The organism is Burkholderia sp. MSMB1078WGS, from assembly GCF_001528895.1.
GTDB lineage: Bacteria > Pseudomonadota > Gammaproteobacteria > Burkholderiales > Burkholderiaceae > Burkholderia.
In genome coordinates this window covers 17208-42279 of the sequence record NZ_LPDI01000071.1, presented here as the reverse complement: position 1 = coordinate 42279, position 25072 = coordinate 17208, and the positions used below count along the sequence as shown (strand labels likewise).

General features: G+C 67.2%; 27 protein-coding genes. 12 read left to right on the top strand and 15 right to left on the bottom strand.

The genetic code is table 11. The features are described from left to right. Positions 1–198 precede the first annotated feature (198 nt). Both WT24_RS17250 and WT24_RS17245 read left to right on the top strand, forming a co-directional pair. Positions 199–1494 (top strand): MFS transporter, encoded by a 1296-nt coding sequence (locus tag WT24_RS17250; RefSeq protein ID WP_059794353.1) that lies wholly within the window; start codon positions 199–201, stop codon positions 1492–1494. A gap of 55 nt (positions 1495–1549) precedes the next feature. Further along, on the top strand, positions 1550–2332 hold the full coding sequence (locus tag WT24_RS17245) for a substrate-binding domain-containing protein (protein ID WP_034209133.1): 783 nt from the start codon (positions 1550–1552) through the stop codon (positions 2330–2332). A 24-nt stretch (positions 2333–2356) separates the two neighbouring features. Here WT24_RS17245 and dctA read toward each other — a convergent pair whose 3' ends face one another. The 15 genes from dctA to WT24_RS17170 all read right to left on the bottom strand — a co-directional run bounded on the left by dctA (position 2357) and on the right by WT24_RS17170 (position 15981). Then, on the bottom strand, positions 2357–3688 hold the full coding sequence (gene dctA / locus WT24_RS17240; RefSeq protein ID WP_060035120.1) for a C4-dicarboxylate transporter DctA: 1332 nt from the start codon (positions 3686–3688) through the stop codon (positions 2357–2359). Between the two features lie 34 nt (positions 3689–3722). Further along, positions 3723–4646, bottom strand: a complete 924-nt coding sequence (locus WT24_RS17235; RefSeq protein WP_059506156.1) for a LysR family transcriptional regulator — start codon at positions 4644–4646, stop codon at positions 3723–3725. A gap of 311 nt (positions 4647–4957) precedes the next feature. Continuing rightward, positions 4958–5254 (bottom strand): hypothetical protein, encoded by a 297-nt coding sequence (locus WT24_RS17230; protein ID WP_060035118.1) that lies wholly within the window; start codon positions 5252–5254, stop codon positions 4958–4960. A gap of 172 nt (positions 5255–5426) precedes the next feature. After that, a complete protein-coding gene (locus WT24_RS17225) occupies positions 5427–5852 on the bottom strand; it encodes an Hsp20/alpha crystallin family protein (RefSeq protein WP_059506302.1) in 426 nt (141 codons plus the stop codon). A 36-nt stretch (positions 5853–5888) separates the two neighbouring features. Then, a complete protein-coding gene (locus WT24_RS17220) occupies positions 5889–6332 on the bottom strand; it encodes an Hsp20/alpha crystallin family protein (protein WP_060035116.1) in 444 nt (147 codons plus the stop codon). A gap of 369 nt (positions 6333–6701) precedes the next feature. After that, the gene (rfbB, locus tag WT24_RS17215; RefSeq protein ID WP_059794342.1) at positions 6702–7718 is read right to left on the bottom strand and encodes a dTDP-glucose 4,6-dehydratase; all 1017 of its coding nucleotides are present in this window, start codon (positions 7716–7718) and stop codon (positions 6702–6704) included. Then, complete coding sequence (rfbD, locus tag WT24_RS17210; protein ID WP_060035115.1) at positions 7715–8599, bottom strand: dTDP-4-dehydrorhamnose reductase; 885 nt, start codon at positions 8597–8599, stop codon at positions 7715–7717. Before rfbD ends, rfbB begins: the two co-directional genes overlap by 4 nt. Continuing rightward, the gene (rfbC, locus tag WT24_RS17205; RefSeq protein ID WP_060035112.1) at positions 8596–9177 is read right to left on the bottom strand and encodes a dTDP-4-dehydrorhamnose 3,5-epimerase; all 582 of its coding nucleotides are present in this window, start codon (positions 9175–9177) and stop codon (positions 8596–8598) included. The genes rfbD and rfbC overlap by 4 nt, the downstream gene beginning before the upstream one ends. Next, positions 9174–10070, bottom strand: coding sequence for a glucose-1-phosphate thymidylyltransferase RfbA (rfbA, locus tag WT24_RS17200; RefSeq protein ID WP_059506144.1), 897 nt, complete (start codon positions 10068–10070; stop codon positions 9174–9176). Before rfbA ends, rfbC begins: the two co-directional genes overlap by 4 nt. Before the next feature lie 108 nt (positions 10071–10178). Next, entirely contained in the window at positions 10179–11576 is a 1398-nt protein-coding gene (locus tag WT24_RS17195) for an MFS transporter (protein ID WP_060035110.1), read from the bottom strand. Further along, positions 11573–12292, bottom strand: a complete 720-nt coding sequence (locus tag WT24_RS17190) for an ABC transporter ATP-binding protein (protein WP_059794332.1) — start codon at positions 12290–12292, stop codon at positions 11573–11575. The genes WT24_RS17195 and WT24_RS17190 overlap by 4 nt, the downstream gene beginning before the upstream one ends. Beyond that, positions 12289–13074, bottom strand: a complete 786-nt coding sequence (locus WT24_RS17185) for an ABC transporter ATP-binding protein (RefSeq protein WP_060035108.1) — start codon at positions 13072–13074, stop codon at positions 12289–12291. The genes WT24_RS17190 and WT24_RS17185 overlap by 4 nt, the downstream gene beginning before the upstream one ends. Further along, positions 13071–13958, bottom strand: a complete 888-nt coding sequence (locus tag WT24_RS17180) for a branched-chain amino acid ABC transporter permease (RefSeq protein WP_082742209.1) — start codon at positions 13956–13958, stop codon at positions 13071–13073. The genes WT24_RS17185 and WT24_RS17180 overlap by 4 nt, the downstream gene beginning before the upstream one ends. Then, positions 13951–14844 (bottom strand): branched-chain amino acid ABC transporter permease, encoded by an 894-nt coding sequence (locus tag WT24_RS17175; RefSeq protein ID WP_059506137.1) that lies wholly within the window; start codon positions 14842–14844, stop codon positions 13951–13953. The genes WT24_RS17180 and WT24_RS17175 overlap by 8 nt, the downstream gene beginning before the upstream one ends. A gap of 36 nt (positions 14845–14880) precedes the next feature. Further along, entirely contained in the window at positions 14881–15981 is a 1101-nt protein-coding gene (locus WT24_RS17170) for an ABC transporter substrate-binding protein (RefSeq protein ID WP_059794324.1), read from the bottom strand. Between the two features lie 318 nt (positions 15982–16299). Here WT24_RS17170 and WT24_RS17165 point away from each other — a divergent pair, with 318 nt between their 5' ends. The 10 genes from WT24_RS17165 (at position 16300) to WT24_RS17120 (ending at position 25040) form a co-directional block, all read left to right on the top strand. Continuing rightward, positions 16300–16650 (top strand): RidA family protein, encoded by a 351-nt coding sequence (locus WT24_RS17165; RefSeq protein WP_059794321.1) that lies wholly within the window; start codon positions 16300–16302, stop codon positions 16648–16650. Further along, on the top strand, positions 16542–17918 hold the full coding sequence (locus WT24_RS17160) for a D-amino acid dehydrogenase (protein ID WP_156441825.1): 1377 nt from the start codon (positions 16542–16544) through the stop codon (positions 17916–17918). Before WT24_RS17165 ends, WT24_RS17160 begins: the two co-directional genes overlap by 109 nt. Continuing rightward, positions 17915–18712 (top strand): aspartate/glutamate racemase family protein, encoded by a 798-nt coding sequence (locus WT24_RS17155; protein WP_059506131.1) that lies wholly within the window; start codon positions 17915–17917, stop codon positions 18710–18712. Before WT24_RS17160 ends, WT24_RS17155 begins: the two co-directional genes overlap by 4 nt. A 90-nt stretch (positions 18713–18802) precedes the next feature. Continuing rightward, entirely contained in the window at positions 18803–19504 is a 702-nt protein-coding gene (locus WT24_RS17150; protein ID WP_059506129.1) for a GntR family transcriptional regulator, read from the top strand. A 155-nt stretch (positions 19505–19659) separates the two neighbouring features. After that, positions 19660–20544: a glycosyltransferase family 2 protein gene (locus tag WT24_RS17145; protein WP_034209155.1), complete on the top strand. Its 885-nt coding sequence runs from the start codon at positions 19660–19662 to the stop codon at positions 20542–20544. A gap of 78 nt (positions 20545–20622) precedes the next feature. After that, complete coding sequence (locus tag WT24_RS17140) at positions 20623–21558, top strand: dihydrodipicolinate synthase family protein (protein WP_060035104.1); 936 nt, start codon at positions 20623–20625, stop codon at positions 21556–21558. Between the two features lie 104 nt (positions 21559–21662). Beyond that, on the top strand, positions 21663–22841 hold the full coding sequence (gene rhmD / locus WT24_RS17135) for an L-rhamnonate dehydratase (protein ID WP_059506123.1): 1179 nt from the start codon (positions 21663–21665) through the stop codon (positions 22839–22841). A gap of 93 nt (positions 22842–22934) precedes the next feature. Continuing rightward, positions 22935–23723 carry an SDR family NAD(P)-dependent oxidoreductase gene (locus WT24_RS17130; RefSeq protein WP_059506121.1) on the top strand — a complete coding sequence of 263 codons (789 nt, stop codon included), beginning with the start codon at positions 22935–22937 and terminating at the stop codon, positions 23721–23723. Between the two features lie 17 nt (positions 23724–23740). Further along, positions 23741–24055, top strand: coding sequence for an L-rhamnose mutarotase (gene rhaM / locus WT24_RS17125; RefSeq protein ID WP_034209484.1), 315 nt, complete (start codon positions 23741–23743; stop codon positions 24053–24055). Positions 24056–24143: 88 nt separating this feature from the next. Beyond that, entirely contained in the window at positions 24144–25040 is an 897-nt protein-coding gene (locus tag WT24_RS17120; RefSeq protein ID WP_060035102.1) for an amidohydrolase, read from the top strand. Positions 25041–25072: the final 32 nt, after the last annotated feature.

The window sequence follows — 25072 nt, the reverse complement described above, 5'->3', positions numbered from 1 at the left end:
ACGCAAACGTGTGCGGCCGTGCGGCGATACGGCCCGAGCGCGGCCCGAATTCGCGCAGATCGCGTAGATTGATAACGCTGCTGCATCAATCATTCCAAAAATTGCACTTATCGTTTGACCGATCCCGCGCCAACATGCCGGAAAACGACAATCGACCAGCCCCTCCCGCGTATTCCAGGATTTTCAGGAGACACCCCGATGCATCCCTCGTCCCGCCTTCCGGCCGAACGCTCGAAGGCCGCCGCGATCTTTCGCGTCACGGCCGGCAATTTTCTCGAGCAGTTCGACTTCTTCCTGTTCGGCTTCTACGCCACGCAGATCGCCAACGTCTTCTTCCCCGCGCAAAGCGAGTTCGCGTCGCTGATGATGACCTTCGCCGTGTTCGGCGCCGGCTTCCTGATGCGGCCGCTGGGCGCGATCGTGCTGGGCGCGTACATCGACGAGGTCGGCCGCCGCAAGGGCCTGATCGTCACGCTGTCGATCATGGCGAGCGGCACCATCCTGATCGCGTTCGTGCCGGGCTACGCGACGATCGGGCTGCTCGCGCCCGTGCTCGTGCTGATCGGCCGGCTGCTGCAGGGCTTCTCCGCGGGCGCCGAGCTGGGCGGCGTGTCGGTCTATCTCGCCGAGCTCGCGACGCCGGGCCGCAAGGGCTTCTTCACGAGCTGGCAATCGGCCAGCCAGCAGGTGGCGATCGTCATCGCCGCGGCCCTCGGCTTTGCGCTCAATCAGTGGCTGAGCGCATCGCAGATCGCCGCTTGGGGATGGCGCGTGCCGTTCTTCGTCGGCTGCATGATCGTGCCGTTCATCTTCCTGCTGCGCCGCAACCTGGAGGAAACCCAGGAGTTCAAGGCCCGCAAGCATCGTCCGGGCATGAAGGAAGTGTTCGGTACGCTGGCCCAGAACTGGGGCGTCGTGATCGCCGGCATGATGCTGGTCGCGATGACCACCACGAGCTTCTATCTGATCACCGTCTACGCGCCGACCTTCGGCAAGACGGTGCTGCATCTGAGCACCGCCGACAGCCTGCTCGTGACGCTCTGCGTCGGCGTGTCGAACTTCGTGTGGCTGCCGATCGGCGGTGCGCTGTCCGACCGGATCGGCCGCCGGCCGCTGCTGGTCGGCATGACGATGCTCACCGTCGTGACCGCCTACCCCGCGCTGTCGTTCCTCGCTCACGCGCCGTCGTTCGCCAACATGCTGCTCGTCCTGCTCTGGCTGTCGTTCATGTACGGCGTCTATAACGGCGCGATGGTCGTCGCGCTCACCGAAGTGATGCCGGTGCAGGTGCGCGTCGCGGGCTTCTCGCTCGCGTACAGCCTCGCGACGGCCGTGTTCGGCGGCTTCACGCCGGCCATCTCGACCGCGCTCATTCACGCGACGGGCGACAAGGCCGCACCCGGCTACTGGATGAGCTTCGCCGCCGTGTGCGCGCTGCTCGCGACGTTCGCGCTCTATCGTCATCGCACGGCGACGTTGACGCCCGCGCATTGACGTCGAGCGCATCCGGAACGTTCACTCACACCCACCCATCCGCACGATCACGACCATGAGAAACCTGCTCCTGAAATTCTGCGCGACCGCGCTCGTTGCCACCGCGGCGGTCGCGGCCAACGTACAGGCCGCCGAACTGCACGTGATGAGCTCGGGCGGCTTCACCGCCGCCTACAAGGTGCTCGGCCCGCGGTTCGCGTCCACGACGGGCAATACGCTCGCCACCGCGCTCGGCCCGTCGATGGGCAAGTCGCCCGAAGCGATTCCGAACCGGCTCGCGCGCGGCGAGCCCGCCGACGCCGTGATCATGGTCGGCTACGCGCTCGACGATCTGATCAAGCAGGGCAAGGTCATCCCCGAATCCCGCGTCGAGCTGGCCGACTCGCGCATCGGCATGGTCGTGCGCGACGGCGCGGCCAAGCCCGACATCAGCACCGCCGACGGCCTCAAGCAGGTGCTGCTGCACGCGAAATCGATCGCCTATTCGGACAGCGCGAGCGGCGTGTATATCGAACGCGAGCTGTTCAAGAAGCTCGGGATCGAAGAGCAGGTGAAGTCGAAGGCGAAGATGATTCCGCGGATTCCGGTGGCGTCGGTCGTCGCGAACGGCGACTACGAAATCGGCTTCCAGCAGGTCAGCGAGCTGCTGCCCGTCAAGGGCGCGACCTTCGTCGGCAAGATCCCCGAATCGCTGCAGTCCGTCACGCGCTTCGCCGCCGGCATCCCGGTCGGCGCGCAGCATCCGCAGGAAGCGAAGGCGCTGCTCGACTATCTTGCGTCGCCCGACGTGCAGGCCGACGTGAAATCGACCGGCCTGGATTCCGTCTCCGCGCATTGAGCCGGATCGACGGGAGGGCGCGCATCAGATCGTCTTCCCGTCACGACCGCCGCCGTCTGCCGCGGCACTGTCTTCATCGGCCCCGTCCGGCAAGGACGGCCCGGCCGCCGCGAGCCGCTGCACGAGACGCGACCGGTCGCACGCGCCTTCCCACGACGACACGAAGATCACCGCGCACGCATTGCTGATCACGCTGGTCAGCGCGCGCGCCTCCGACATGAAGCGATCGATGCCGACCAGCAGCGCGACCCCGGCGACGGGCAGGTCGGGCATCACGGCGAGCGTCGCAATCAGCGCAACGAGCCCGCTGCCGGACACGCCGGCCGCCCCCTTGGAGGTGAGCAGCATGATCGCGAGCATCGTCGCGATCTGCGGCGCGGAAAGCGGGACGTCGCATGCCTGCGCGATGAACAATGCCGCGAGCGTCAGATAGATCGCGGTGCCGTCCAGATTGAACGAATAGCCGGCCGGCAGCACAAGCCCCACGACGCCTTTGTCGCAGCCGAGCGCTTCCAGCTTGACGATCAGGCGCGGCAGGACCGGCTCCGTGGACGACGTCGCGAGCACGATCAGCAACTCTTCGCGCAGGTAGCGCAAGAGCCGCCACAGCGCGAAACCGTGCAGTCGCGCGAGCGGGGCGAGCACCAGCGCGACGAACAGCGCGCAAGCCACGTAGAAGGACATCATCAGCTTCGCAAGCGAGCCGATCGAGCCGATGCCGAAGCGGCCCACCGTGAACGCCATCGCGCCGCATGCGCCGAGCGGCGCGAGCCGCATGATCATCGCGAGTACGCGAAAGACGACCTGGGCGATGCCGTCGATCAGCGCGAGCACGGGCCGGGCGGCGTGCGGATGCGCATTCAGCGAGAAGCCGAACAACAGCGACAGCAGCAATACCGGCAACACTTCGCCGGTCGCGAATGCGCCGAGCATCGTGTCCGGAATCACGCCGAGCGCGAACGCCACGAGGCTGCGCGGCTCCGCATGCTTCGCATAGGGCGCGAGGACGCTCGCATCCAGATGACGGGCGTCGATGTGCATGCCGGCGCCCGGTTGCAGCACGTACGCGGCGACGAGCCCGAACGCGAGTGCGGCGGCCGTCAACAGATAGAAGAGCGCGAGCGCCCGCACGATCGTGCGGCCGATGGCCCGCCCGTTCGACAACGACGTGATGCCCGACACGATCGTGCAGAAGACGATCGGCGCGATGGTCATCTTCACGAGCGCGACGAAGGCGTCGCTGAACGGCTTGAGCATCGCGCCCGCCGTCGGCCACACGTGACCGATGCCGATGCCGAGCATCATCGCGAGCAGGACCTGCACGTAAAGCGATTTGAACAGCCGGGCCCACCTCACGATGCCGTCTTCCTTCGTTTCCGTTCTGTCGTCGTCATGCCGATGCGCCGCTGCCGGCGGCGTCGCCGCGCTTCGCGTCGACGATCATCCGGTGAAACGCCTCGGCGGCCGGTGTCAGCGAGCGCCCGCGCCGTTTGACGATGCCCACGCGCCGTTTCACGGCCGGCTCGACGAGCGGCACGCTCGTGAGGACAGGGTGGTCGTGGCCCGGCATCGCCATCGACGGCACCGCGGCGACGCCGAGCCCCGCCTCGATCATCCCGAGCAGGGTCGTGACGTGGCGCGCCTCGCACACGCTCGGCTTGCGCGGCGCGACGGCGGCCAAGGCCTGGTCGAGCAGTAGGCGGTTCCCGGAAGTCTTGTCCACCGATACGTAATCGTGTTCGTAAAGTTCGTTCCAGGTCACGCGCTTCTTGCGCGCGAGCGGGTGGTCGCGGCGACACGCGGCGACGAACCGTTCCTGGAGCAGCACCTTGAACTCGATCTCCGCCTCCTGGCTGCCGATGAAGCTCACGCCGAAATCCGCTTCGCCGCTGATCACGGCGCCGAGCACCTCGTTGGCGCCGGCGTCGAGCAGCTTCACCCGGATGCGCGGAAAGCGCCGATGATAGCGGGCGATGATGGGCGGCAGGAAGTAGTAGGCGACCGACGGCACGCAGGCGATCGTCACATGGCCCAGGCGGCTCGACGACACGTCGCGGATGCCGAGCAGCGCGGCGTCGAGATCGTCGAGCAGTTGTTCGGCGCTCTGCGCGAACACGCGGCCGACGGTGGTGAGCGCGACGCGGCGCGTGGTGCGCTCGAAGAGCCGCACGCCGAGCGCGTCTTCGAGCTTGTCGATCCGGCGGCTCAACGCAGGTTGGGAGAGGCTGACCGCTTCGGCGGCCTTGCGGAAACTGCCCGTTTCCACGACCGCACGGAACGCCTGCAAGTCGGTCAAATCGAAATTGATGCCCACCGGTCTCTCTCCACCACTCAGATGGGCAGCATTGTGCATGATTCCGTCCACGCCATGCGTGACGCGTCGTCCGGGCGGCAGCGTTGAATACGATTACCGTTTCGATCAGGTCGTGGCTCGGGTAATCGATCGATGCGAAGCGGTCGGGAATCGGCCGCGACGGGGCGCATGCCGGCATTGGCGAGCGTCGGGCCGTCAAATACCGGTGCGCGGCGGTTCGAGCATCGGCGAGCGACCGGGCTGCTCGCGCACCGCACCCCGATGCGCTGGCGTGGCAGCCGGGCCGTCGCCGATAGCAACCACAATCCGCGTCACGCTTGTCGGCGTACGCGCGGTACGTTACGCAAAGCGCAGCTCGGCGCGGCTCGATTTCGTCTCACATAACGGTCCGACACGACCGACCGTCGCTGGATCCATGCGAGAGCGAGTTCGAGCGCCTGGTCGCACGCTTCGCGGGTATCGGCGAAGTCGCCGTCGACGCCGAGCGCCCGGGTTTCACCGTCGCGATCCATGAGGATCGCCGTCGCCGAATAGCGGCCCGTCTCCGTGTCGGTCACCACGGCCCGGACCGCATATCCGCCATGTTCGATCGTCGTGTGGGTATGCATCGGATGCCTCCTGCACTGAAATGCGACATGTGCGGCGACTCGCCGGCGCCGAGCAAGCGCGGCGCCGGCACTTCACGTCGGGAGCGTAAGCGCGGGAGGCCCACGCCCGGCGGTTGACGCGTCACAAGCGCGCGCACCGCGTCGGGTCGATGACAGACTCCCGCGCGTCCACTTACCCCGCCGTCACCGCGATCCGCCGCGGCTTCGCTTCCTCGCGCCGCGGGATGCTCAGTTTCAGCACGCCGTCGCGCAGTTGCGCGTCGATGCGCGACACGTCGAAATCCGCGCTCAGCGTAAATGCGCGCGAGAAGTGCGGATGCTGCACTTCGCCGTGCTGCAGACGCAAGCCCGCCGGCGTCGGCACGACGGCCTCCGCTTCGATGGCGAGGCTGCCGTCGTGCACGCGGACGTCGAGCTTGTCGCGCGGCACGCCCGGCAGGTCCGCGTACAACGTGATGCCGTGCGCATCCTCCACGATGTCGACGGCTGGCGCAATCCGCGTGCGCGGCGTGTCGCGCTGAGCCGATTCACGGTTCGTCACGGCCGTTCGCGTATCGGCCGCACGGGTGGTCAGTTCGGTCGTGTTCGTGTCACTCATGATGTCCTCCGTCATGCGCTTGTGACGTCGTGCTGTTTACTGGACGGTAATCGCCCGCGGCTTCGATGCTTCCGACTTGCCGACGCTGATCGTCAGGCAGCCGTTCGTATAGCGTGCCTCGATCTTGTCGGGGTCGGCGTGCTGCGGCAGTTCGACCACGCGGCGGAACGCGCCCATGAACCGCTCGTTCGCGTAGACGCGTCGCTCGTCGTCGGTCGTTCCGTCGTCCGGGGGAGTGCGCTCGCCGCTGATCGTCAGCAGCCGGCGATCGACGGAGATGTCGATTTTCGCGGGGTCGAGCCCCGGCGCGAAGGCAACGATCTCGACCGTGTCGTCGGTACTGCCGATATTGACCGGAGGAAATGCACCGGGACGCGGAGCGCGCAGGCTGGCCGGAAAACCCGTGAACACGCTGGCCATCTGCCGTTGCAGGCGGTCGAATTCCGCCAGCAGGTCGGTGGGGAAGAAGATATCGCTCATGACTGGCTCCTGTTGTGCCGCCCTGCGAAGGGACGAACCGGACCACGCGCTCCAGTTCGTCCATCCGCGAGAAGCTCGCTGACTAACAAATCGAAACACGCAGCGCGTCAACCGCGACTGCCTTGAGCGATACCTAAAATAGGATACGTCGAGTGAATTTCAAGGGGGGAGGGCGTCATTCCGGCCCAGCCCGGTCGACCTTCGCGCCGATTGCATTCAGTCGTCGAACGGGCGGCGCAGAGTCGTAGCCGGCGGGCCGCATACAAAGCTTTCAAATCGAAAGATTCGCGGGCACCGCAGCAACCGGGCTTGCCTATCGGCCTCGCTCAGAAGCACGGCGCGACATCGACGTGCCGTGCGCCGCCGCCTCTACACATACCAATCCAGCGTCTTCACGATCCCCGTTTCGAAGCTCTCCACCGGCCGCCATTGCAGTTCGCGGGCGAGTTTCCCTGCGTCGATCGCATAGCGCCGGTCGTGACCCGCGCGATCGGTGACGAACCGCACGAGGCGCGCATGCGGCGCGTGTTCGGGCCGCCGCGCGTCGAGCAGCGTACAGATCAGCGCGACGATGTCGACGTTGCGCCATTCGTTGCAGCCGCCGACGGTGTAGGTCTCGCCGACCGTCCCGCGCCGGATGACCGCATCGATCGCGCGGCAATGGTCGTCGACGTACAGCCAGTCGCGCACGTTCGCGCCGTCGCCGTACACGGGGATGTCGGTGCCTTCGATGCAATGACGGATCACGGTCGGAATGAACTTCTCGCCGTGCTGGCGCGGCCCGTAATTGTTCGAGCAGTTCGTCGTGGTGACGGGCAATCCGTACGTATGGAAATAGGCACGCACGAGATGATCCGAGCTTGCCTTGGTGGCCGAGTACGGAGAATTCGGCGCATACGGCGTCGTTTCGGAAAACGGCGGGTCGTCGGGGCCCAGCGAGCCGTACACCTCGTCGGTACCGATATGGTGAAAGCGGCGGCGCGCGTGAGCGTCGGCCTTGCCCAGCTTTTGATCGTTCAGCCACAGCTGGCGGCACGCATCGAGCAGCGTCCAGGTGCCGAGCACGTTCGTGCGGACGAATTCGCCGGGACCGTCGATCGAGCGGTCGACGTGGCTTTCGGCCGCGAAGTGGACGACGGTGTCGATCGCATGGTCGCGCAGCAGCGACTCGACGAGCGGTCGGTCGCAGATGTCGCCGAGGACGAACCGATGACGATCGGCGCCCGGCAAGTCGTCGCCGAGATTGTCGAGGCTGCCCGCATAGGTCAGCAAATCCAGCGTGGTCACGCTGAGCTGCGGATCGCTTTCGAGCAGATGACGAACGAAATTGGCGCCGATGAAACCGGCGCCGCCCGTCACGAGAACATGTTTCGGTCGATAGCTCATGTGGTTCGCTTCCAGGTGGCAAACACTTCGGTGAGACCCGCGATCCACGAAGGCGATTCGACCCCGAAGTGTTCTCGCAGGAGGCTGCAGTCGAGCGCGGAATTCGCCGGTCTCGGCGCAGGCAACGGATAGGCGTCGGTCAGGATCGGCCGGACCCACGGCACGCGATCGATGAGGCCGGTGCGCCGCGCACCGGCGAAGATCGCTTCGGCGAAGCCGTGCCACGTGGTCACGGGCGTGCCGCACAGGTGATAGGTACCCCAGCGCAGCCCTTCGCCGGCCCGGTATCGCGCCGCGATCGTCAGCAGCGCGTCGGCGATCGCACCGGCATGCGTCGGGCCGCCGTACTGATCGGCGACGACGCCGACGACCTCGCGCTCGCGCGCCAGGCGCAGCATGGTGCGCACGAAATTGCTGCCGTGCGCGCCGAACACCCATGCGACTCGCAGAATCAGATGACGGTCGGGCAGCCGCTCGCGCACCGCTTCCTCGCCCGCGAGCTTGCTCCGGCCGTACGCGCCGAGCGGCGCGACGGCGGCGGTTTCCGCATACGGCCCGGGCATGCGGCCGTCGAACACGTAGTCGGTCGACAGATGAATCAACGGAATGCCGAGCGCGGCGCACGCGTCGGCCAGCACGGCCGGCCCGTCGCGGTTCGCGCGCCAGGCTGCATCGGGCTCGGCCTCCGCGCGGTCGACGGCGGTCCATCCGGCGGCATTGATCACGAGCGAGGCCCGGTGTTCGTCGAGTGCGCGGCGCACCGCGCCTGCATCGGCGATGTCGAGCGCGGCGCGCGACAGCCCGACGAGCGGCTGCCGACCCGCGCGCAGCACCAGTTCGCGGCCGACCTGGCCGAGCGCGCCGGTCACGACGATCGTCATCGCGCCTCCCCGTATGCCGGCAGCAGCGCCGGCGCGCCGGCGGCCAGCTCGGCGAGCGGAGGCTGCCGACGATCCTTGTCCGACAGCTGATACGGCGCGCCGGCATCCGGCCAGTCGATGCCGATCTCCGGATCGTCCCAGCGCACGCCCGCATCCGAATCGGGATCGTAGTACTGCGTGCACTTGTACGCGAAGTCGGCCTCGTCGGACAACACGCAAAAGCCGTGTGCGAAGCCGGGCGGAATCCATAGCATCCGGTGCGATACGTCGTCGAGCCGCGCACCGAACCAGCAGCCGAAAAACGGCGAGCCGCGCCGGATGTCGACGGCGACGTCGTACACCGCCCCGCGCGCCGCGTGCACCAGCTTGCCTTGCGGATTCACCCGCTGGTAGTGCAGCCCGCGCAGCACGCCGCGACGCGAGCGCGACTGGTTGTCCTGGACGAAGGTGGCGTCGACGCCTGCGTCGCGCAGCCAGCTTGCGCGGAAGCTTTCGACGAAGAAGCCGCGTGCATCGCCGAACACGCCGGGCTCGATCACCAGCACGCCGGGCAACGGCGTTTCGATCACGCGTGTCATGCCGCGACCTCCTTGCTCAGCAGATCGAGCAGATAGCGGCCGTAACCGCTTTTCGCGAGCTTGTGGGCGAGCGTTTCGAGCCGCTCCGCATCGATCCAGCCGAGCCGGTACGCGATTTCCTCGGGGCACGCGATCTGCAGGCCCTGCCGTGCCTGCATCACCTGGATGAAATTGGCCGCGTCGAGCAGCGATTCGTGCGTGCCGGTGTCGAGCCATGCGTAGCCGCGCCCGAGGATCTCGACATTCAGCGCGCCGCGTGCGAGATACGCGAGATTCAGGTCGGTGATTTCCAGTTCGCCGCGCGCCGACGGTCGCACGGCCTTCGCGAGTTCGACGACGTCGTTGTCGTAGAAATAGAGGCCGGTGACCGCATAGTTCGACTTCGGCTCGCGCGGCTTCTCCTCGAGGTCGATCGCGCGGCCATCCGCGTCGAACGACACGACGCCGTAGCGCTCCGGATCGCGCACGTAATAGCCGAACACGGTCGCGCCGGTCGTCCGCGCGGCGGCCTGTTGCAGCAGCGACGACAGCGCTGGCCCGTGATAGATGTTGTCGCCGAGCACGAGCGTCGCCGCGTCGCGACCGATGAACGGCGCACCGATCACGAACGCCTGCGCAAGACCGTCGGGGCTCGGCTGCGCCGCATACGAAAAGCTCATGCCCCACTGGCTGCCGTCGCCGAGCAGTTGCTGGAACGCGTCGAGATCGCGCGGCGTCGAGATGATCAGCACGTCGCGGATGCCGGACAGCATGATCGTGCTGAGCGGGTAATAGATCATCGGCTTGTCGTACACCGGCATCAATTGCTTCGATACCGAATGCGTGAGCGGATGGAGCCGGGTGCCCGAGCCGCCCGCCAGAATCAGTCCTTTACGGCCAATCGCTGTTTGCATGAGGTCCCTCGCTGCAAGAGGAAAAATGCGTGCGTGATACGCGGAATACACCGAATGCTTCGATTGCACCGACTGCGCCCGATGGCCGTCGATACCGTGCGCGCCCGGCTACGGCTGCTCGGCCCCCCCGGCGTGAATCGCGCGAAATACGATCGCGAAGCCGAACGCGTACAACGCGGCGATCACCGCGAAGCCGGCGGCCGTCGCGCGGTCCGGGTCGTCGATCACGTGCAGGATCACCGACGCGATCGCGATGCCGACGAGCGAACCGATCTGCCGGCTCGCGTTCAGCGACGCGGCGGCAAGGTTCGCGTCCGCCGCATCGGCCGACTGCATCACGACGAGATTCATCGCCGGAATGGCCTGCCCGGCGCCGAAGTTCGCGAGGCCGACCGCGACGGCCAGCACCGGATACGGCATCGCCGAGACGCCGACGAGCGCCACGCTGCCGAGCGCGGCGAGCGCGAGCCCGACGAGCAGCGTGCGGCGCGTGCCGAGCCGGGCGCTGACCTTCGCGGACGCGAGATTGCCGATGCCGAACATCGCCATCAGCGGAAACAGCTCGAATCCGGCAACGAGCGCGCTCGCGCCGCGCACGTTCTGCAAATAGAGGCTCAACAGAAAGATCTCGGCGAGAATGCCGAAGTTGATCGCGAGGCCCAGCATGCTGCCCGCGACGAAACGCCGGTTCGCGAGCAGCGCCGGCGACAGGATGCGCGAGTGCGCGTAGCGCTCGCGCAACGCGAATGCCGCGGTGGCGGCCAACGTCGCGGCCACGCCGGCGACGATCGACGGCGAGCGCCAGCCGGCGCTGGGCCCTTCGATCAACGTGAAGCTCAACGCGGCGAGCGCGAGCGCCCCGAACAGATGGCCGAGCGCGTTCAACGGGCCGGGATGACGCGGCGCCCGCGCGATATGCCGGTACGTGAGCCACAGGCCGGCCGCACCGACCGGCAGGTTCACCCAGAAGATGCCGCGCCAGCCGATCGCGTCGACCAGTACGCCGCCGACGCAGGGGCCGAGCGCCATCGCGGCCGACACCAGCGCGCCCCAGATGCCGATCATCCGCGTGCGCATCGGCCCTGGCGGGAACGCGAGCGTGAGCAGGCTCAGCGAGCTCGGCATGAAGAGCGCCGCGCCGACACCCTGTGCAAGGCGCGCCGCGACCAGTGCGCCGCTGGACTGCGCGGCCGCGCACAGCACCGATGCGCCGACGAACAGCGCGAGGCCGGCGACGTAGACTGCCTTCGACCCGTAGCGGTTCGCGAGCGCGCCGCCGAGCAGCAGCAGCGCGGCGAAGCTGAGCGTGTACGCATCGACGACCCACACCAGCGCGGTCAGCGACATCGACAGGCTGGTTTCCATCGCCTTCAGCGCGACGTTGACGATGGTTACGTCGAGCATGGCCATCACGAAGCCGCACGCGAGCGCGACCATCACGAGCACGGGGCGCGCCGCGGCGGATGGGTATGCGCCGGCGGCCGGCGTGACGCTCCCGCCGCTCATGCGGCTCTCCCGCCGAGGTACAGGCGTCGCATCTCGTCGCTGTCGAGCAACGCGGCCGCGGGGCCTTCGAGCGCGACGCGCCCCATCGTCAGCACGATGCCGCGATCCGCGATGCGCAGCGCCTCGATCGCATTCTGCTCGACCATCAGCACGCCGATGTGCTCGGTGTCGCGCATCCGGACGATCGCGTCGAACACCTCGTCGACCATCTTCGGCGACAGGCCGGCCGACGGCTCGTCGAGCAGCAGCAACACCGGGCGCGGCATCAGTGCACGCGCGAGCGACACGATTTGCCGCTCGCCGCCGGACAAGGCGCCCGCGAGCGACCGGTAGCGACGCCGCAGGACCGGGTACTGCTCGCACAGTTCGTCGATCCGCGCCTCGCGCGGAAACGCGGACATCGACTGGCCGCCGAGCATCAGGTTTTCCCGCACGGTCAGCGACGCGAACACGTTGTCGGTCTGCGGCACGAAGCCGATCCCGTACTCGCGGATCTTTCGATGAACCGGCACGCGTGCCACGTCCGTGCCCTGGATCGTCACACTGCCCGCACGCGGCAGCACGAAGCCCGCGATCGCCTTCAGCAGCGTCGATTTTCCGCAGCCGTTCGGGCCGAGGATCGTCACGATGTCGATGGCGCCGACCGTGAGCGACACGCCATGCAGGATGTCGACTTCAGGCGTATAGCCGGCGACGAGTTCGCGCACGTCGATCATGACGCCTCCAGCGGACGAGGGGCGGCGTGGGCACGCCCGAGATACGCGTCGAGTACGCGACGGTTGCGCTCCAGCTCGGCCGGCCGGCAGTTCGCGATCGTCACGCCACGGTCGAGTACGACGCAGCGGTCGCACAGCTCGCGGATGAAATGCATGTCGTGCTCGATGACGACCAGCGTGACGCCCTGTTTGCGAATCCGTTGCAACTCGTCGATCAATTCGCCGCGCAGGTTCGGGTGCACGCCGGCGGTCGGCTCGTCGAGCAGCAGCAGTTTGGGCTCGGTCATCATCGCGCACGCGATGCCCAGCAGCTTCTTCTGGCCGCCGGAAATCGACGCGGCGCCAAGGTGCGCGACGCCGGACAGTTTCAGTTCGTCCAGCAACGCGGCGGCGCGTGCACGGGTATCGGCATCGAGCGCGCGCGTCGCACGGCCGCGCCAGAGGGCGGCGGCGATTCCGTGGCGGGCGGACGAAGCCGCCATCGCGAGTTCGAGCACCGACATGCGCGCCGGCATCGACGGCAACTGGAACGTGCGGCGTACGCCCAGCCGCGCGATCTTGTGCGGCGACAGCGTGTCGATCCGCCGACCGTCGAAGCGGATGGCGCCCGCCGCGAGCGGCGCGAAGCCGGTGATCGCGTTGAGCGCGGTGCTCTTGCCGGAGCCGTTCGGGCCGAGCAGTCCGACGATCTCGCCGCCGTCGACCGACAGCGTGACCCCGGACAAGACGACGTTCTCGCCGTAGCGGATCGTTACGCCGTCGAGATCGAGCAGCGCGCTCATGGCCGCACCTCCAGGCGTTCGGGCACGAGCCCGTGCGGCCGCCACAGCACGCACGCGAGCAGCATCACGCCGACCAGGCCCAGCCGCACCGCGCCGGTCAGGTCGCTGCCGACGTCGAGCCAATCCTTGAGAAACGGCGCGAGCGCGTAGACGGCCTGCACGATCAGCGTGCCGACCAGCACGCCCAGGTGGCTGCCGAGGCCGCCGACCATCACGACGGTCCAGAGCGCGAAGGTCTCGGACGCGATCATCGCGTCCGGCCCGACATAGCCGATGTACCACGCGGCGAGCGCCCCGGCCAGTGCGGCGGGAAGCGCACCCGCGATGCATGCACGCGTCTTCAGCGCGAGCGGATCGTAGCCGAAGCAGACCGCGAGCGCAGGTTCTTCGCGCATCACCTTCAGCGCGCGGCCGAAGCGGCTCGCGGTCAGGCGCCGGTACGCCGCGTAGGTGAGCGCGAGGCAGCCAGCCGTGACCGCGAGAAAGGCGAGCTCGGCCCACGGCGCGCGCAGCCCGGGGAACAGTGGCGCGATTCCGCCGATGCCTTGCGCGCCGCCGGTGAGCCAGCTTTCGTTGAGCGCGATCGTGCGCAGGATCTCGGCGATCGCGAGCGTCGCGATCCCCCAGTAGTCGGCGGAGAGCTGCCGCCCGAGCCGCGCGACGACGACCGCCAGCGCACCCGCGGCGGCCAGCGCGAGCGCCAGGGCCGACGGCAACGGCCAGCCGAGCTGCGATGCGATGCCGGCCGCGTACGCGCCGAGCCCGCTGAACGCAACGAAGCCGAAATTGACGAGTCCCGCATAGCCGGCCTGCAGGTTCAACCCGAGCGCCATCGTCGCGTACAGGCAGCCGACGGTCAGCAGATGGATGACGAAGCTAGACACGCCGCACCTCCCGATCGAAGATGCCATAGGGCCGGAAGATCAGTGCGGCGAGCAGGATCGCGAACGACACCGCGCCGACGTACTCGACCGGAAAGAATTGCATCGGCCGATCGACGAGCCCGCCGAAATCGACGTTCAGTGCGACGGTTTCGGCCACCGCGATCAACAGCGCGCCAGCCGCGGCGCCGAGCGGGTTGCCGAGCCCGCCCAGGATCGCCGCGGAAAACACCGGGATCAGCAAGCCATAGCCGAGATTCACATGCACGCTTTCGGTGGCGCCGAGCATCGTGCCGCCGAGCGCCGCCAGCACGCCGCTCGCGAACGTGATCACGTTGGTCACGCGCGTCGCGTCGATGCCGGTCGCGAGCGCCAGCGCGCGATTCGACGCGAGCGCACGCATCGCCCGCCCGAGCCCGGTGCGGTACAGCAGCGCCGCGAATATCGCGAGCGCGCCGGCGCCACATGCGATCGAGCCCAGCTGCGGCGTGGACAGCGCGACGCCGGCAATCACCATCGGCGGATGCACGTCCTGCGCATACTGCTGCGGCCGCGAGCCGGCGACGCCGAGCACCAGCGCGACCGCGAGCATCGAGATCGCGAGCGAGCCGATCATCGCCACCGCGCTGCCGGAGCGCAGCAGCCTCGCGAAAACGAGCAGGTTCAGCAGCGTCGCGGCGGTGCCGACCAGCGCGCAGGACACGGCCGTCGCGAGCGCGAACGGCAGCCCGGCGCGTTCCAGCCAGAGGGTCGCGAATGCGCCCAGCATCGCGTACTGGACATGTGCGATGTTGGGAAAACGGATCAGCGAATAGAGCGTCGACAGGCCGACCGACACCAGCAGCAGATCGGCGGTGCGGATCAATACGTCGACAATGAATGACAGCATGGCGATGTCCTCGGGTTCGTCCAGGCGGGCGGTCGTTCACTGCTGCGCGACGACCGATTGGCGGTAGACCACCTTCTCGTACGGCTGGACTTCCCGCTGGCCGTCCGCATCGAACGCAATCGCACCGGTCACGCCGGTATACGATTTGCCCAATGCCGCGAGCGCCGTGCGAATCTTCGCCGGGTCGACGGACTGCGCGCGGCCGATCGCCGCGGCGGACAACAGCGTCGCGTCGTACGCATAGCTGCCGAACGCCGAGCGCGGCGCCTCGTTGTATGCGGCCTGATAGGCGCTCGCATACGCTTTCGCGCCCGCGCCGAGTGCGGCGACTTCGAGGCCGATCTGGCCTTGCGCGATCTGCGCGGGCGTGTCGCTCGTGCACATCGTCAGGTAGATGCCGTACCACGGATGCTGGTTGAGCCGCATCTCGAATGCCTGCCGGTTCAGCGTCGCGGCCTCCTGGCCATAGGCGCTGTAGACATACGCGTCGGGCTGCGCGCGCGATGCCTGCTCCAGTTCGCGGCGATAGGTCGATTGTCCTTCCGTGTAGAGCACGGTCGACACCACCGTGCCGCCGAGCGCCTCGAAACGCTTCTTGAATTCGCCCGCGATGCCCTGGCCGTAGCCGTTGTTCGGCGCGATCAGCGCGATGCGGCGCAGCTTGCGGGCGTATACGTCCTGCGCGGCGAAGCGCGCGGACAGGTCGTCCAGCCCGATCACGCTGAACGAGCCCGCGCCGATCTTGCGCACCTGCTGACTCGACGAGCCGATGTTGATGTGCACGTCGCCCTGACGCACCAGGAACTGTCCGACCGGAATCGTCACCGACGACGAGAACTCGCCGAGCACGACGGGCACGTGTTCGACGGTCGCGAGCTTGCGCGCGGCGTCGAGCGCGGTATTGGCCGAGCCGCCCGAATCCTCGATGCGCACGGCGAGCTTCTGGCCCAGCACCCCGCCTTTCGCATTGATTTGCGCGACGGCGAGTTCGATGCCGCGGCGCTGGTCTTCGCCGATGGACGCACTCGCGCCGGTCAGCGGCAGCACCGCGCCCACGCTGACGTCGGCCTGCGCAGCGCCCGACGCAAGTGCACCGAGCGCGATCCAGACACCGACACTCCACTGACTTGCCTTCATCTTCGTTCTCCCGTCGCATGGTCGGCCGCACGGTTGGCGGCATGGTTTGATATACAGAAGTGTCGACAGAATCACAGATCAAAAATCGTTTGCAAATAAATTTTCAAGTCGCTGCGAGGAATCGTGGAATTCTTGTTGTCTGCAGAAAAATCGCCCTGTTTTCATGCATTTATGCACGCCTATAAAGAGCGTGGATAGTCGTGGTGCACGGGCGCGCCAATCTGGCGCAATGGCGAATATTTCTGAAAAAAGTGTATACAGAGGTGAATTGCAGTGCTTAAATCAGCCCAACTCGACACGACCTTGGAGGACTGTCAGATGGTGGAGATCAAGCGATACGGCGCAGGTGAACGGATGAGCCAGTTGGTGGTCGCGGGCGGGCTGGCATTCGTCGCCGGGCAGGTGGCGGACGACACGTCGCTCGACGTTGCGGGGCAGACCCGGCAGATTCTCGACAAGATCGACCGGCTGCTCGAAAGCGCGGGGCTCGACAAGCGCCGGATCGTGTCCGCGAGCATCTGGCTGGCCGACTATCGCAGCTTCGCCGAGATGAACAGTGTGTGGGACGCGTGGGTGCCGAAGGGCGAGCCGCCGGCGCGCGCGTGCGTCGAATCGAAGCTCGCGTTTCCGCAGTACACGGTCGAGATTGCGGCGATCGCCGCGAGCTAGGACCAGGACAGGAGAACCGGACGATGAAGACGATCGTGCTCGGCGGCGGCATCGTCGGCGTGACCACTGCGTATTTTCTCGCGAAGGCAGGCGACGAGGTGACGGTGATCGAACGTCGCGACGGCGTCGCGCTCGAAACGAGCTTCGCGAATGCGGGGCTGATCGCGCCGGGCCATTCGTATACCTGGGCATCGCCGCGCGCGCCCAGGATTCTCTTCAAGTCGCTGTTTGCCGACGGCCAGGCGCTGCGGCTCAAATGGACGCCCGACTGGCGCATGTGGGCCTGGTGCGCGCTGTTCCTGCAGAACTGCACGGCCGAGCGCTCGCGACGCAATACGTCGATCAAGGTGCGGCTGTGTCGTTACGCGCAGCAGCGGCTTCAGCAGGCGACGCGCGACGAACGGCTCGAGTACGACCGGACGAGCGGCGGGCTGTTGTACCTGTATCGCGATCCGGCGTCGTTTGAGCGGGGTGTCGCGAACATGCGGATTCTGACCGACAACGGTCTGCCGCTCGACATCCTGGATGCACGGGCCACCGTCGAACGCGAGCCGGCGCTGCGCCACGCGGCGGCCGGGATCGCGGGCGCGATCCATTGTCCGAGCGACGAGAGCGGCGACGCGCACCTCTTCACGCGCGCGCTCGCCGAGCGCTGCCGCGCGCTCGGCGTCGAATTCCGCTTCGGCGCGTCGATCGACGGGGTGCGCGCGAGCGCCGATGCGATCGACTATGTCGAGACGTCGCAGGGGCGCGTGACCGGCGATCGATACGTGCTCGCACTCGGTGCGTACTCGCCGTTCGTCGCGCGCGCGCTCGGCTACCGGCTGCCGATCTATCCGGTCAAGGGGTACTCGGTCACGCTGCCGATCGGCGACACGCACGAGCCGCCCGCGCTCGGCGGCGTCGAGGAGAACCAGCTCGTCGCATGGGCGCGCTTCGGCGACCGGCTGCGGCTGACGGCGACCGCCGAGTTCAGCGGCTACGACACCACGCATTCGCCGCACGATTTCGCGCACATGCTCGCGACCGCGCAGGCACTGTTCCCGAACGGCGCGGACTACGCGAAGCCGTCGTACTGGGCCGGGCTGCGGCCGATGACGCCGGAGGGCACGCCGATCATCGGCGCATCCCGGCACCGCAACCTGTTTTTCAACACCGGCCACGGCCATATGGGCTGGACCATGTCGTGCGGCACCGCGAAGATCGTGGCGGATCTGATCCACGGCAAGCGGCCCGACATCGACATTACCGGGATGACCCTGCAATGAGCGAACTTCTGTCACCCTCCGAGGCGTCCGATCCGGGCGTCGGCGCCTACGCCCGCTTCGATTTCTCGCTCGACGCCGGCATCGCGCGGCGCGCGGCGATCGGCCTCGTCGTGCTGGCGACCGATCATACGATCGAATACGAGTGGCGGCGTCTGCTCGCGATCGATGGCGTCGCGTTCTACGAAAGCCGGATTGCGAATTCGGCCGAGATCACGGCCGAGACGCTCGCGCAGATGGACGGCGGGATCTGCGCCGCGGTTGAATTGATCCGGCCGGGCGAGCGGCTCGACGTCGTCGCATTCGGCTGCACGTCGGCCTCGATGGTGCTGGGCGAGGAGCGCGTCTTCGAGCGCATCCGCGAGGCACGGCCCGGCGTCGCGTGCACCACGCCGATTACCGCGGCGCGCGTCGCGCTGACGGCGCTCGGCGCGCGTGGCGTCGCGCTGCTGACGCCGTACGAGCGCACGATCAACGATGCGATGGCCGCGTACCTGCGCGCGCGCGGCGTCGATATCGTGCGGGTCGGCTCGTTCGAGCACCGCGACGACAACGAGGTCGCCCGCATCGAGCGCGCGTCCATCGAGCATGCGGTGCTGACGCTCGCCGCCGATCCGGCCGTCGATGCCGTGTTCGTGTCGTGCACGAGCCTGCGCATCGTCGATGCGCTGGCCGACATCGAGGCGCGCGCAGGCAAACCCGTATTGTCGAGCAATCACGCGCTCGCGTGGCACGCACTGCGGCTCGCGGGCATCGACGATCCCGTGCCGGGCTTCGGCAGCTTGCTGATGCGCTGACGCATGGCTCGTGCATGCAACAAGACGCGCGCGGGCGAACTGCCGGTGGATAATGACGCGCGGTGACAACAGGTGGATCCAGGAGACGAGATGTCGACTTCCGTTATGGCTGGCCGGGAGACCGCGGCGCCGATGCGCACGGGCCTCACGGTCAACGAGATTTACGAGCAGTTGAAACAGATGGCCGTGCTGTACGAGATCCGGCCGGGCGAACGGTTCAACGAACTGGAGCTCGCCGAGCGCTTCAACGTGAGTCGTACGCCGATTCGCGAGGCACTGAACCGGCTCGTTGCCGAAAACCTGCTGGTGTTCGTGCCGAACCGCGGTTTCTTCATTCGGGAACTGGAGGGGAAGGATGTGTTCGATCTGTTCGAATTACGTCGCTCGATCGAGACGACCGCGGCGATGCTCGCGTGCGAGCGCGCATCGGACAACGACATCAAGGCGCTGCGACGCTTCTGGAAGCAGGTGATGAAGAATGCCGCGCGGATGTCGTCGTCGGAACTGGTCGTCAAGGACGAGGAGTTTCACCTGGAGCTGGCCGCATTGTCGGGCAACGCCGAGATCGGCCGGGTGCTGCAAGGAATCAACGCGCGGATTCACTACGTGCGCTGGGTCGATGTCGATCAGCGACGCAACGAGGCGTTTACCGAGCATCTCGAGATTCTCGACGCGCTCGCGGAACGCGATGCGGCACGTTGCGCGGCGCTGACCGACACGCATATCCGCTGGCGGATGGAGGAGATCACGCGCGTCGTCCAGGCAAGCGTCGTCAAGCTGTACGCAAAATAAAACCAGACCGGCCGCGGCGCCTGCGACGCTCGCGCGCAGCACGCGAGCGGGGCAGCGTGGGCCGGTCGACGAGACAAGCAGTCGTGCAAAGGAGGACGGGCCGCCCGGATCGACCGGCGCGGCGCATCGCTACTTGATCGTCACGAGGTGCCGTCATGACACACGGTACGTTGGTCACGCTGTACAAGCCGTCCGCAGCGCAGATCGAGCATTTGCTGACCTTGCCCGCGAAAAGCCCCGCCGTCGTCGCGGTCGACAATTCACCCGTCGCCGATCGTGCACTGTACGCACGGCTTGCCGAAGGCGGCGTCGACGTGATCGCGAATCACAATCGCGGCGGCATCGCCGGGGCGTTCAACGCCGGCGTCGAATTCCTGATCGGCCGCGGCTGCGACGTCTTCTTCATCTTCGATCAGGATTCGTACGTTCCGGACGACTATTTCGACCGAATGCTGGCCGGTTGCGCGCGGGTGGGCGACAGCCGCTTCCTGGTCGGGCCGCGGATCTTCAACCGCAATTTTCAGCGCGACCTGCCGTTGTTCACGGTGCGCCGCTGGTCCGCGCAGATCACGCCGATCCACGGCGGCGCGCATGGCTTGCTGTCGTGCTCGGTCATCATCTCGTCGGGCACCGCGATCTCGCTCGACGCGTATCGCGCGCTCGGCCGCTTTCGCGAGGATTTCTTCATCGACCACGTCGACGCCGAATACTGCATGCGCGCGCAAGCGCACGGCGTGCCGGTATGCGTCAACGCCGACGTGTCGCTGCCCCACGAACTCGGCAGCCCGTCCGCGCAGCAGCACTGGCCGCGTGTCGAGATATTCGACCAGAGCCCGCTGCGCCACTACTATGCGGCGCGCAACTGCATCCTCGTCGCCCGCGACTACTGGCGGCGCTATCCGGCGATGCTGCTGATCAATCTCATCACGCTCAAGCACGTCGCGTTCGTGCTGCTGCATGCGCGCAACAAGCGTCTGAAGCTGAAGGCGATCTATTGCGGCGTGACGGACGGGCTGCGAGGACGGTACGGGCGCGTGTGACGCGTGATTTATCGTGGTATTGGCGCACGACCCATGCGCCATGAAATTCGGACCACTTATTACAAGAGAGGATTCCAGATGAGCTTGACCAAGCCGATTCACCGCCGCTATACGGGCGCGTTCTCCGTCGCGCCGACGATCTTCACCGAGTCGGGCGAGATCGACATGCCGGGCCAGAAGCGCTGCGTCGACTTCATCATCGACGCCGGAGCGGACGGCCTGTGCATCCTCGCGAACTACTCGGAACAGTTTTCGTTGACCGACGACGAGCGCGAGCGGCTCATCGCGGCGATCCTCGAGCACGTGGCGGGGCGCGTGCCGGTGATCGTGACGACCACGCATTTCAATCCGGCGATCTGCGCGGCGCGCAGCCGCGCCGCGCAGGCGGCCGGTGCGGCGATGGTGATGGTGATGCCGCCGTACCACGGCGCGACGATCCGTTGCGGCGAGGCCGCGATCGAGCAGTTCTATGCGGAGCTCTCCGACGCGATCGCGATTCCGATCATGTACCAGGATGCGCCGATGAGCGGCACGCAGGTATCGGCCGCGTTTCTGGCGCGCATCGCGCACACGATTCCGAATCTGCGCTATTTCAAGATCGAGGTGCCGCAATCGGCGGCGAAGCTGCGCGAACTGATCGCGCTCGGCGGCGATGCGATCGAAGGGCCGTTCGACGGCGAGGAAGCGATCACGCTGCTCGCCGATCTCGATGCGGGCGCGACCGGCAGCATCCTCGGCGGCGGCTACCCGGACGGGCTGCAGCCGATTCTCGCCGCGTATCTGGCCGGGCAGCGTGACGACGCGGTCGCGCGCTATGAGCAATGGCTGCCGTTGATCAATTACGAGAACCGTCAGGCCGGCCTGCTGGCGGCGAAGGCGCTGATGAAGGAGGGCGGCGTGATCGCATCGGACGCGCCGCGCCGCCCGCTCGCGCCGCTGCATCCGGCGACGCGCGCGGGCCTGATCGAGATTGCGCGACGGCTCGACGCATTGGTGCTGCGCTGGGCACGCTGACGCGGCCGCCTCGCGGCACGACGTGGCGATTTGCGCCGCAGCCGGTGCGCACGACGCGTACGGGCGGCCTTCGCACCCGATAACCCAACCAAGGAATCCGAAGAATGAGCATGCCGACGATACGCGCGGTCCGCGCGCTGACGGTGCGTGGTGGCGGTGCCGACTATCACGATCAGGATACCGGTCACTGGATCGACGACCACATTGCGACGCCGATGTCGCGCTACCCCGAATACCGGCAGAGCCGCCAGTCGTTCGGCATCAACGTGCTCGGCACGCTCGTGATCGAAGTCGAGGCCAGCGATGGAACGGTCGGGTTTGCGGTGACGACCGGCGGCGAGATCGGCGCGTTCATCGTCGAGCGGCATCTCGCGCGCTTCATCGAAGGGCAGCGCGTGACCGACATCGAGAAGATGTGGGATCAGATGTTCTACGCGACGCTGTACTACGGACGCAAGGGCGTCGTACTCAATGCGATTTCCGGCGTCGATCTCGCGCTGTGGGATCTGCTCGCGAAGGTCCGGCGGGAGCCCGTGCATCAGTTGCTCGGCGGCAAGGTGCGCGACGAGCTCGAGTTCTACGCGACCGGTGCGCGGCCCGATCTCGCGAAGGAGATGGGCTTCATCGGCGGCAAGCTGCCGTTGCATCACGGCCCGGCCGAGGGAGAGGCCGGCCTGCGCCGCAATCTCGAGGCGCTGGCCGAGATGCGTTCGCGCGTCGGCGCCGATTTCTGGCTGATGCTCGATTGCTGGATGAGTCTCGACGTGCCGTATGCGACGCGGCTCGCGCACGAAGCGCACGCACTCGGTTTGAAATGGATCGAGGAATGCCTGCCGCCCGACGACTATTGGGGCTACGCGAAGCTGCGCCGCGACGTGCCGCGCGGCATGCTCGTCACGACCGGCGAGCACGAGGCGACCCGCTGGGGCTTCCGGATGCTGCTGGAGATGGAGTGCTGCGACATCATTCAGCCGGACGTGGGTTGGTGCGGCGGGCTCACCGAGCTGATCCGGATTTCGGCGCTCGCCGACGCGCGCGGCGTGCTGGTGATTCCGCACGGCTCGTCGGTCTACAGCTACCACTTCGTCGCGACGCGGCACAACAGCCCGTTCGCCGAATTCCTGATGATGGCGCCGCAGGCGGATCGTGTCGTGCCGATGTTCGATCCGCTGCTACTCGACGAGCCGGTGCCGGTCGGCGGACGGATGAAGGTGCCCGACACGCCCGGCTTCGGCGTGCGCCTGAATCCGGACGTGCGCATGCAGCGCCCGTACGAACACTGAGCGCGCGCAGGCGTGCACCCGCATCGTGAGGCCGGCCGGCTCGAACGGCGGCGGCCGCTACCGAACGCGTGATGGTCGAGAGAGGAGGGCGCAATGACGAAGTTGCTCGAAGACAGGATCGTCGTCGTGACAGGCGGATCGCGCGGGATCGGCCGCGCGATCGCGCTGGCGTGTGCGCGGCATGGCGCCGACATCGTCGTGAACTACTGGACGAACCCGCTGCTGCCTGCGCAGGCCGATCACGAGATCGACGCGCTCGTCGACGCGATCCGCGCGACGGGGCGCGATGCGCTGGCCGTACCGGGCGACGTCGCGCAGCCCGACACGGCCAGCGCGCTCGTCGCGGCCGCGGTCGAGCGATTCGGCCGGATCGACGTGCTGGCGAGCAATGCCGGAATCTGCCCGTTCCATGGCTTCCTGGACTTGCCGCCCGAACTGCTGCAAAGAACGATGGCAGTGAACCTGCACGGCGCGTTCTACATGACCCAGGCCGCCGCACGTCAAATGGCCGCGCAAGGGCGTGGCGGCGCGATCGTCGCGACGAGTTCGATCAGCGCGCTGGTCGGCGGCGGCATGCAGACGCACTACACGCCGACCAAGGCCGGCGTCCATGCGCTGATGCAGTCGTGCGCGGTTGCGCTCGCGCCGCATCGGATTCGCTGCAATTCGGTGCTGCCCGGCACGATCCGCACCGAGATCAACGACGACGATCTCGCCGCGCCCGGCAAGACCGAGTACTTCGAGCGCCGGATTCCGCTCGGCCGCCTCGGCGAGCCGGACGACGTCGCCGACTGCGTCGTGTTTCTCGCGTCCGACATGGCGCGCTACGTGAATGGCGCCGCGCTGCTCGTCGACGGCGGCATGTACGTGAACCTGCAATGACACCGCGAGGCATGGGCATGGAAACGATCGCCTTCAGGATGCGCCTGCACCCCGGCAAGCAGGACGAATACCGGCGCCGGCACGATGCGATCTGGCCGGAACTGGCCGACGCGCTTCGTGCAGCGGGCATCTCGGACTACTGGATCTTTCTCGACGACGACACCCATCACCTATTCGCCGTGCTCAAACGGCCGGCCGATCATCGGATCGCGCAACTTGCCGAAACGGACGTGATGCGTCGCTGGTGGGCGTACATGGCCGACCTGATGGCGACCGGACCGGACGGACGTCCTGTGGAGAAAGCGCTGGCGCCGATGTTTCATCTGGAATGAGGTCGGCCCGTTCAACGGATCGGCAGCGCTCGACGTGCGCCGAACCGTTGCAGCGGATCATCGTGTCGCATGAACTCACGGAGCCCACATGCAGGTTGTCGATCCCCATGTCCATTTCTGGGACGCCGATGCGCTGAGTTACGGCTGGCTCGATCGCGCTCAGCCGGCATTCTCCGGCGCGGTGGCGGATTTGCCTCGCCGCTACCTGCCCGCGGACCTGCGTGCGGACGCCGGCGCGGATATCGACGTGCTGAAGGTCGTGCATGTCGAGGCGATCCACGATGCGTGGACAACGCCGAGCGAAGTCGACTGGCTGCAGGCGCTTGCCGAGGCGCCGGCGAGCGGCGGGATGCCGGACGGCATCGTCGCCGGCGTCGACCTGTTCGCGCCGGACGCACGCATCCGGCTCGCCGACGCGGCGGCGCATCCCAACGTGCGCGGCATCCGGCAAGTGTTGAACCGGCATCCGGACCCTTGGTACAACTACGTCGACGTGGACTATCTGGCCGAGCCGCGCTGGCGCGAGAACTTCGGGCTGCTGAGCGAGTTCGGTTTGTCGTTCGACCTGCAGCTGTACCCGGCCCAGGTCGGCGCCGCGCTCGCCGTCATCGATGCGCACCCGGACACGCCCGTGATCGTCAACCATACGGGCATGTTCGTCGACCGGACCAGCGTGCACGGCTGGCGCGAATGGCGCGACGGACTGCGCGGGCTCGCGCGGCGAGCGAACGTGACGATGAAGCTGTCCGGGCTCGCGATGTTCGACCATCGTTGGTCGGTCGAGAGTTTCCGCCCGTACGTGCTGGAGGCGATCGACGTGTTCGGCGCGGCGCGCTGCATGTTCGCGTCGAATTTCCCGGTCGATCGGCTCCATGCCGGCTATCAAGCGCTCTGGCACGCTTATGCGGAGATCGTCGCGGGCGCCCGCGACGATGAGCGCGAAGCACTGTTCGTCCACAATGCGCTGCGAACTTACCGGTTGTGAGCCACGTGCCACTGTGAACGTCAACGGACGTG

Bases quoted from the DNA above. Each gene is read 5' to 3' on its own strand.
- rhaM (WP_034209484.1), top strand. From the start codon at position 23,741: ATGGAAACGATCGCCTTCAGGATGCGCCTGCACCCCGGCAAGCAGGAC.
- WT24_RS17220 (WP_060035116.1), bottom strand. From the start codon at position 6,332: ATGAGCGATATCTTCTTCCCCACCGACCTGCTGGCGGAATTCGACCGC.
- WT24_RS17155 (WP_059506131.1), top strand. From the start codon at position 17,915: ATGAGCGAACTTCTGTCACCCTCCGAGGCGTCCGATCCGGGCGTCGGC.
- WT24_RS17190 (WP_059794332.1), bottom strand. From the start codon at position 12,292: ATGATCGACGTGCGCGAACTCGTCGCCGGCTATACGCCTGAAGTCGAC.
- rfbD (WP_060035115.1), bottom strand. From the start codon at position 8,599: ATGACGATCGTCGTGACCGGCGCGCTCGGCCAGGTCGGCCGCGAACTG.
- WT24_RS17140 (WP_060035104.1), top strand. From the start codon at position 20,623: ATGAGCTTGACCAAGCCGATTCACCGCCGCTATACGGGCGCGTTCTCC.
- WT24_RS17230 (WP_060035118.1), bottom strand. From the start codon at position 5,254: ATGCATACCCACACGACGATCGAACATGGCGGATATGCGGTCCGGGCC.
- WT24_RS17195 (WP_060035110.1), bottom strand. From the start codon at position 11,576: ATGAGCGGCGGGAGCGTCACGCCGGCCGCCGGCGCATACCCATCCGCC.
- rfbC (WP_060035112.1), bottom strand. From the start codon at position 9,177: ATGACACGCGTGATCGAAACGCCGTTGCCCGGCGTGCTGGTGATCGAG.
- WT24_RS17225 (WP_059506302.1), bottom strand. From the start codon at position 5,852: ATGAGTGACACGAACACGACCGAACTGACCACCCGTGCGGCCGATACG.
- WT24_RS17185 (WP_060035108.1), bottom strand. From the start codon at position 13,074: ATGAGCGCGCTGCTCGATCTCGACGGCGTAACGATCCGCTACGGCGAG.
- WT24_RS17130 (WP_059506121.1), top strand. From the start codon at position 22,935: ATGACGAAGTTGCTCGAAGACAGGATCGTCGTCGTGACAGGCGGATCG.
- WT24_RS17250 (WP_059794353.1), top strand. From the start codon at position 199: ATGCATCCCTCGTCCCGCCTTCCGGCCGAACGCTCGAAGGCCGCCGCG.
- rhmD (WP_059506123.1), top strand. From the start codon at position 21,663: ATGAGCATGCCGACGATACGCGCGGTCCGCGCGCTGACGGTGCGTGGT.
- WT24_RS17170 (WP_059794324.1), bottom strand. From the start codon at position 15,981: ATGAAGGCAAGTCAGTGGAGTGTCGGTGTCTGGATCGCGCTCGGTGCA.
- WT24_RS17175 (WP_059506137.1), bottom strand. From the start codon at position 14,844: ATGCTGTCATTCATTGTCGACGTATTGATCCGCACCGCCGATCTGCTG.
- rfbA (WP_059506144.1), bottom strand. From the start codon at position 10,070: ATGCAAACAGCGATTGGCCGTAAAGGACTGATTCTGGCGGGCGGCTCG.
- rfbB (WP_059794342.1), bottom strand. From the start codon at position 7,718: ATGAGCTATCGACCGAAACATGTTCTCGTGACGGGCGGCGCCGGTTTC.
- WT24_RS17120 (WP_060035102.1), top strand. From the start codon at position 24,144: ATGCAGGTTGTCGATCCCCATGTCCATTTCTGGGACGCCGATGCGCTG.
- WT24_RS17145 (WP_034209155.1), top strand. From the start codon at position 19,660: ATGACACACGGTACGTTGGTCACGCTGTACAAGCCGTCCGCAGCGCAG.
- WT24_RS17150 (WP_059506129.1), top strand. From the start codon at position 18,803: ATGTCGACTTCCGTTATGGCTGGCCGGGAGACCGCGGCGCCGATGCGC.
- WT24_RS17245 (WP_034209133.1), top strand. From the start codon at position 1,550: ATGAGAAACCTGCTCCTGAAATTCTGCGCGACCGCGCTCGTTGCCACC.
- WT24_RS17165 (WP_059794321.1), top strand. From the start codon at position 16,300: ATGGTGGAGATCAAGCGATACGGCGCAGGTGAACGGATGAGCCAGTTG.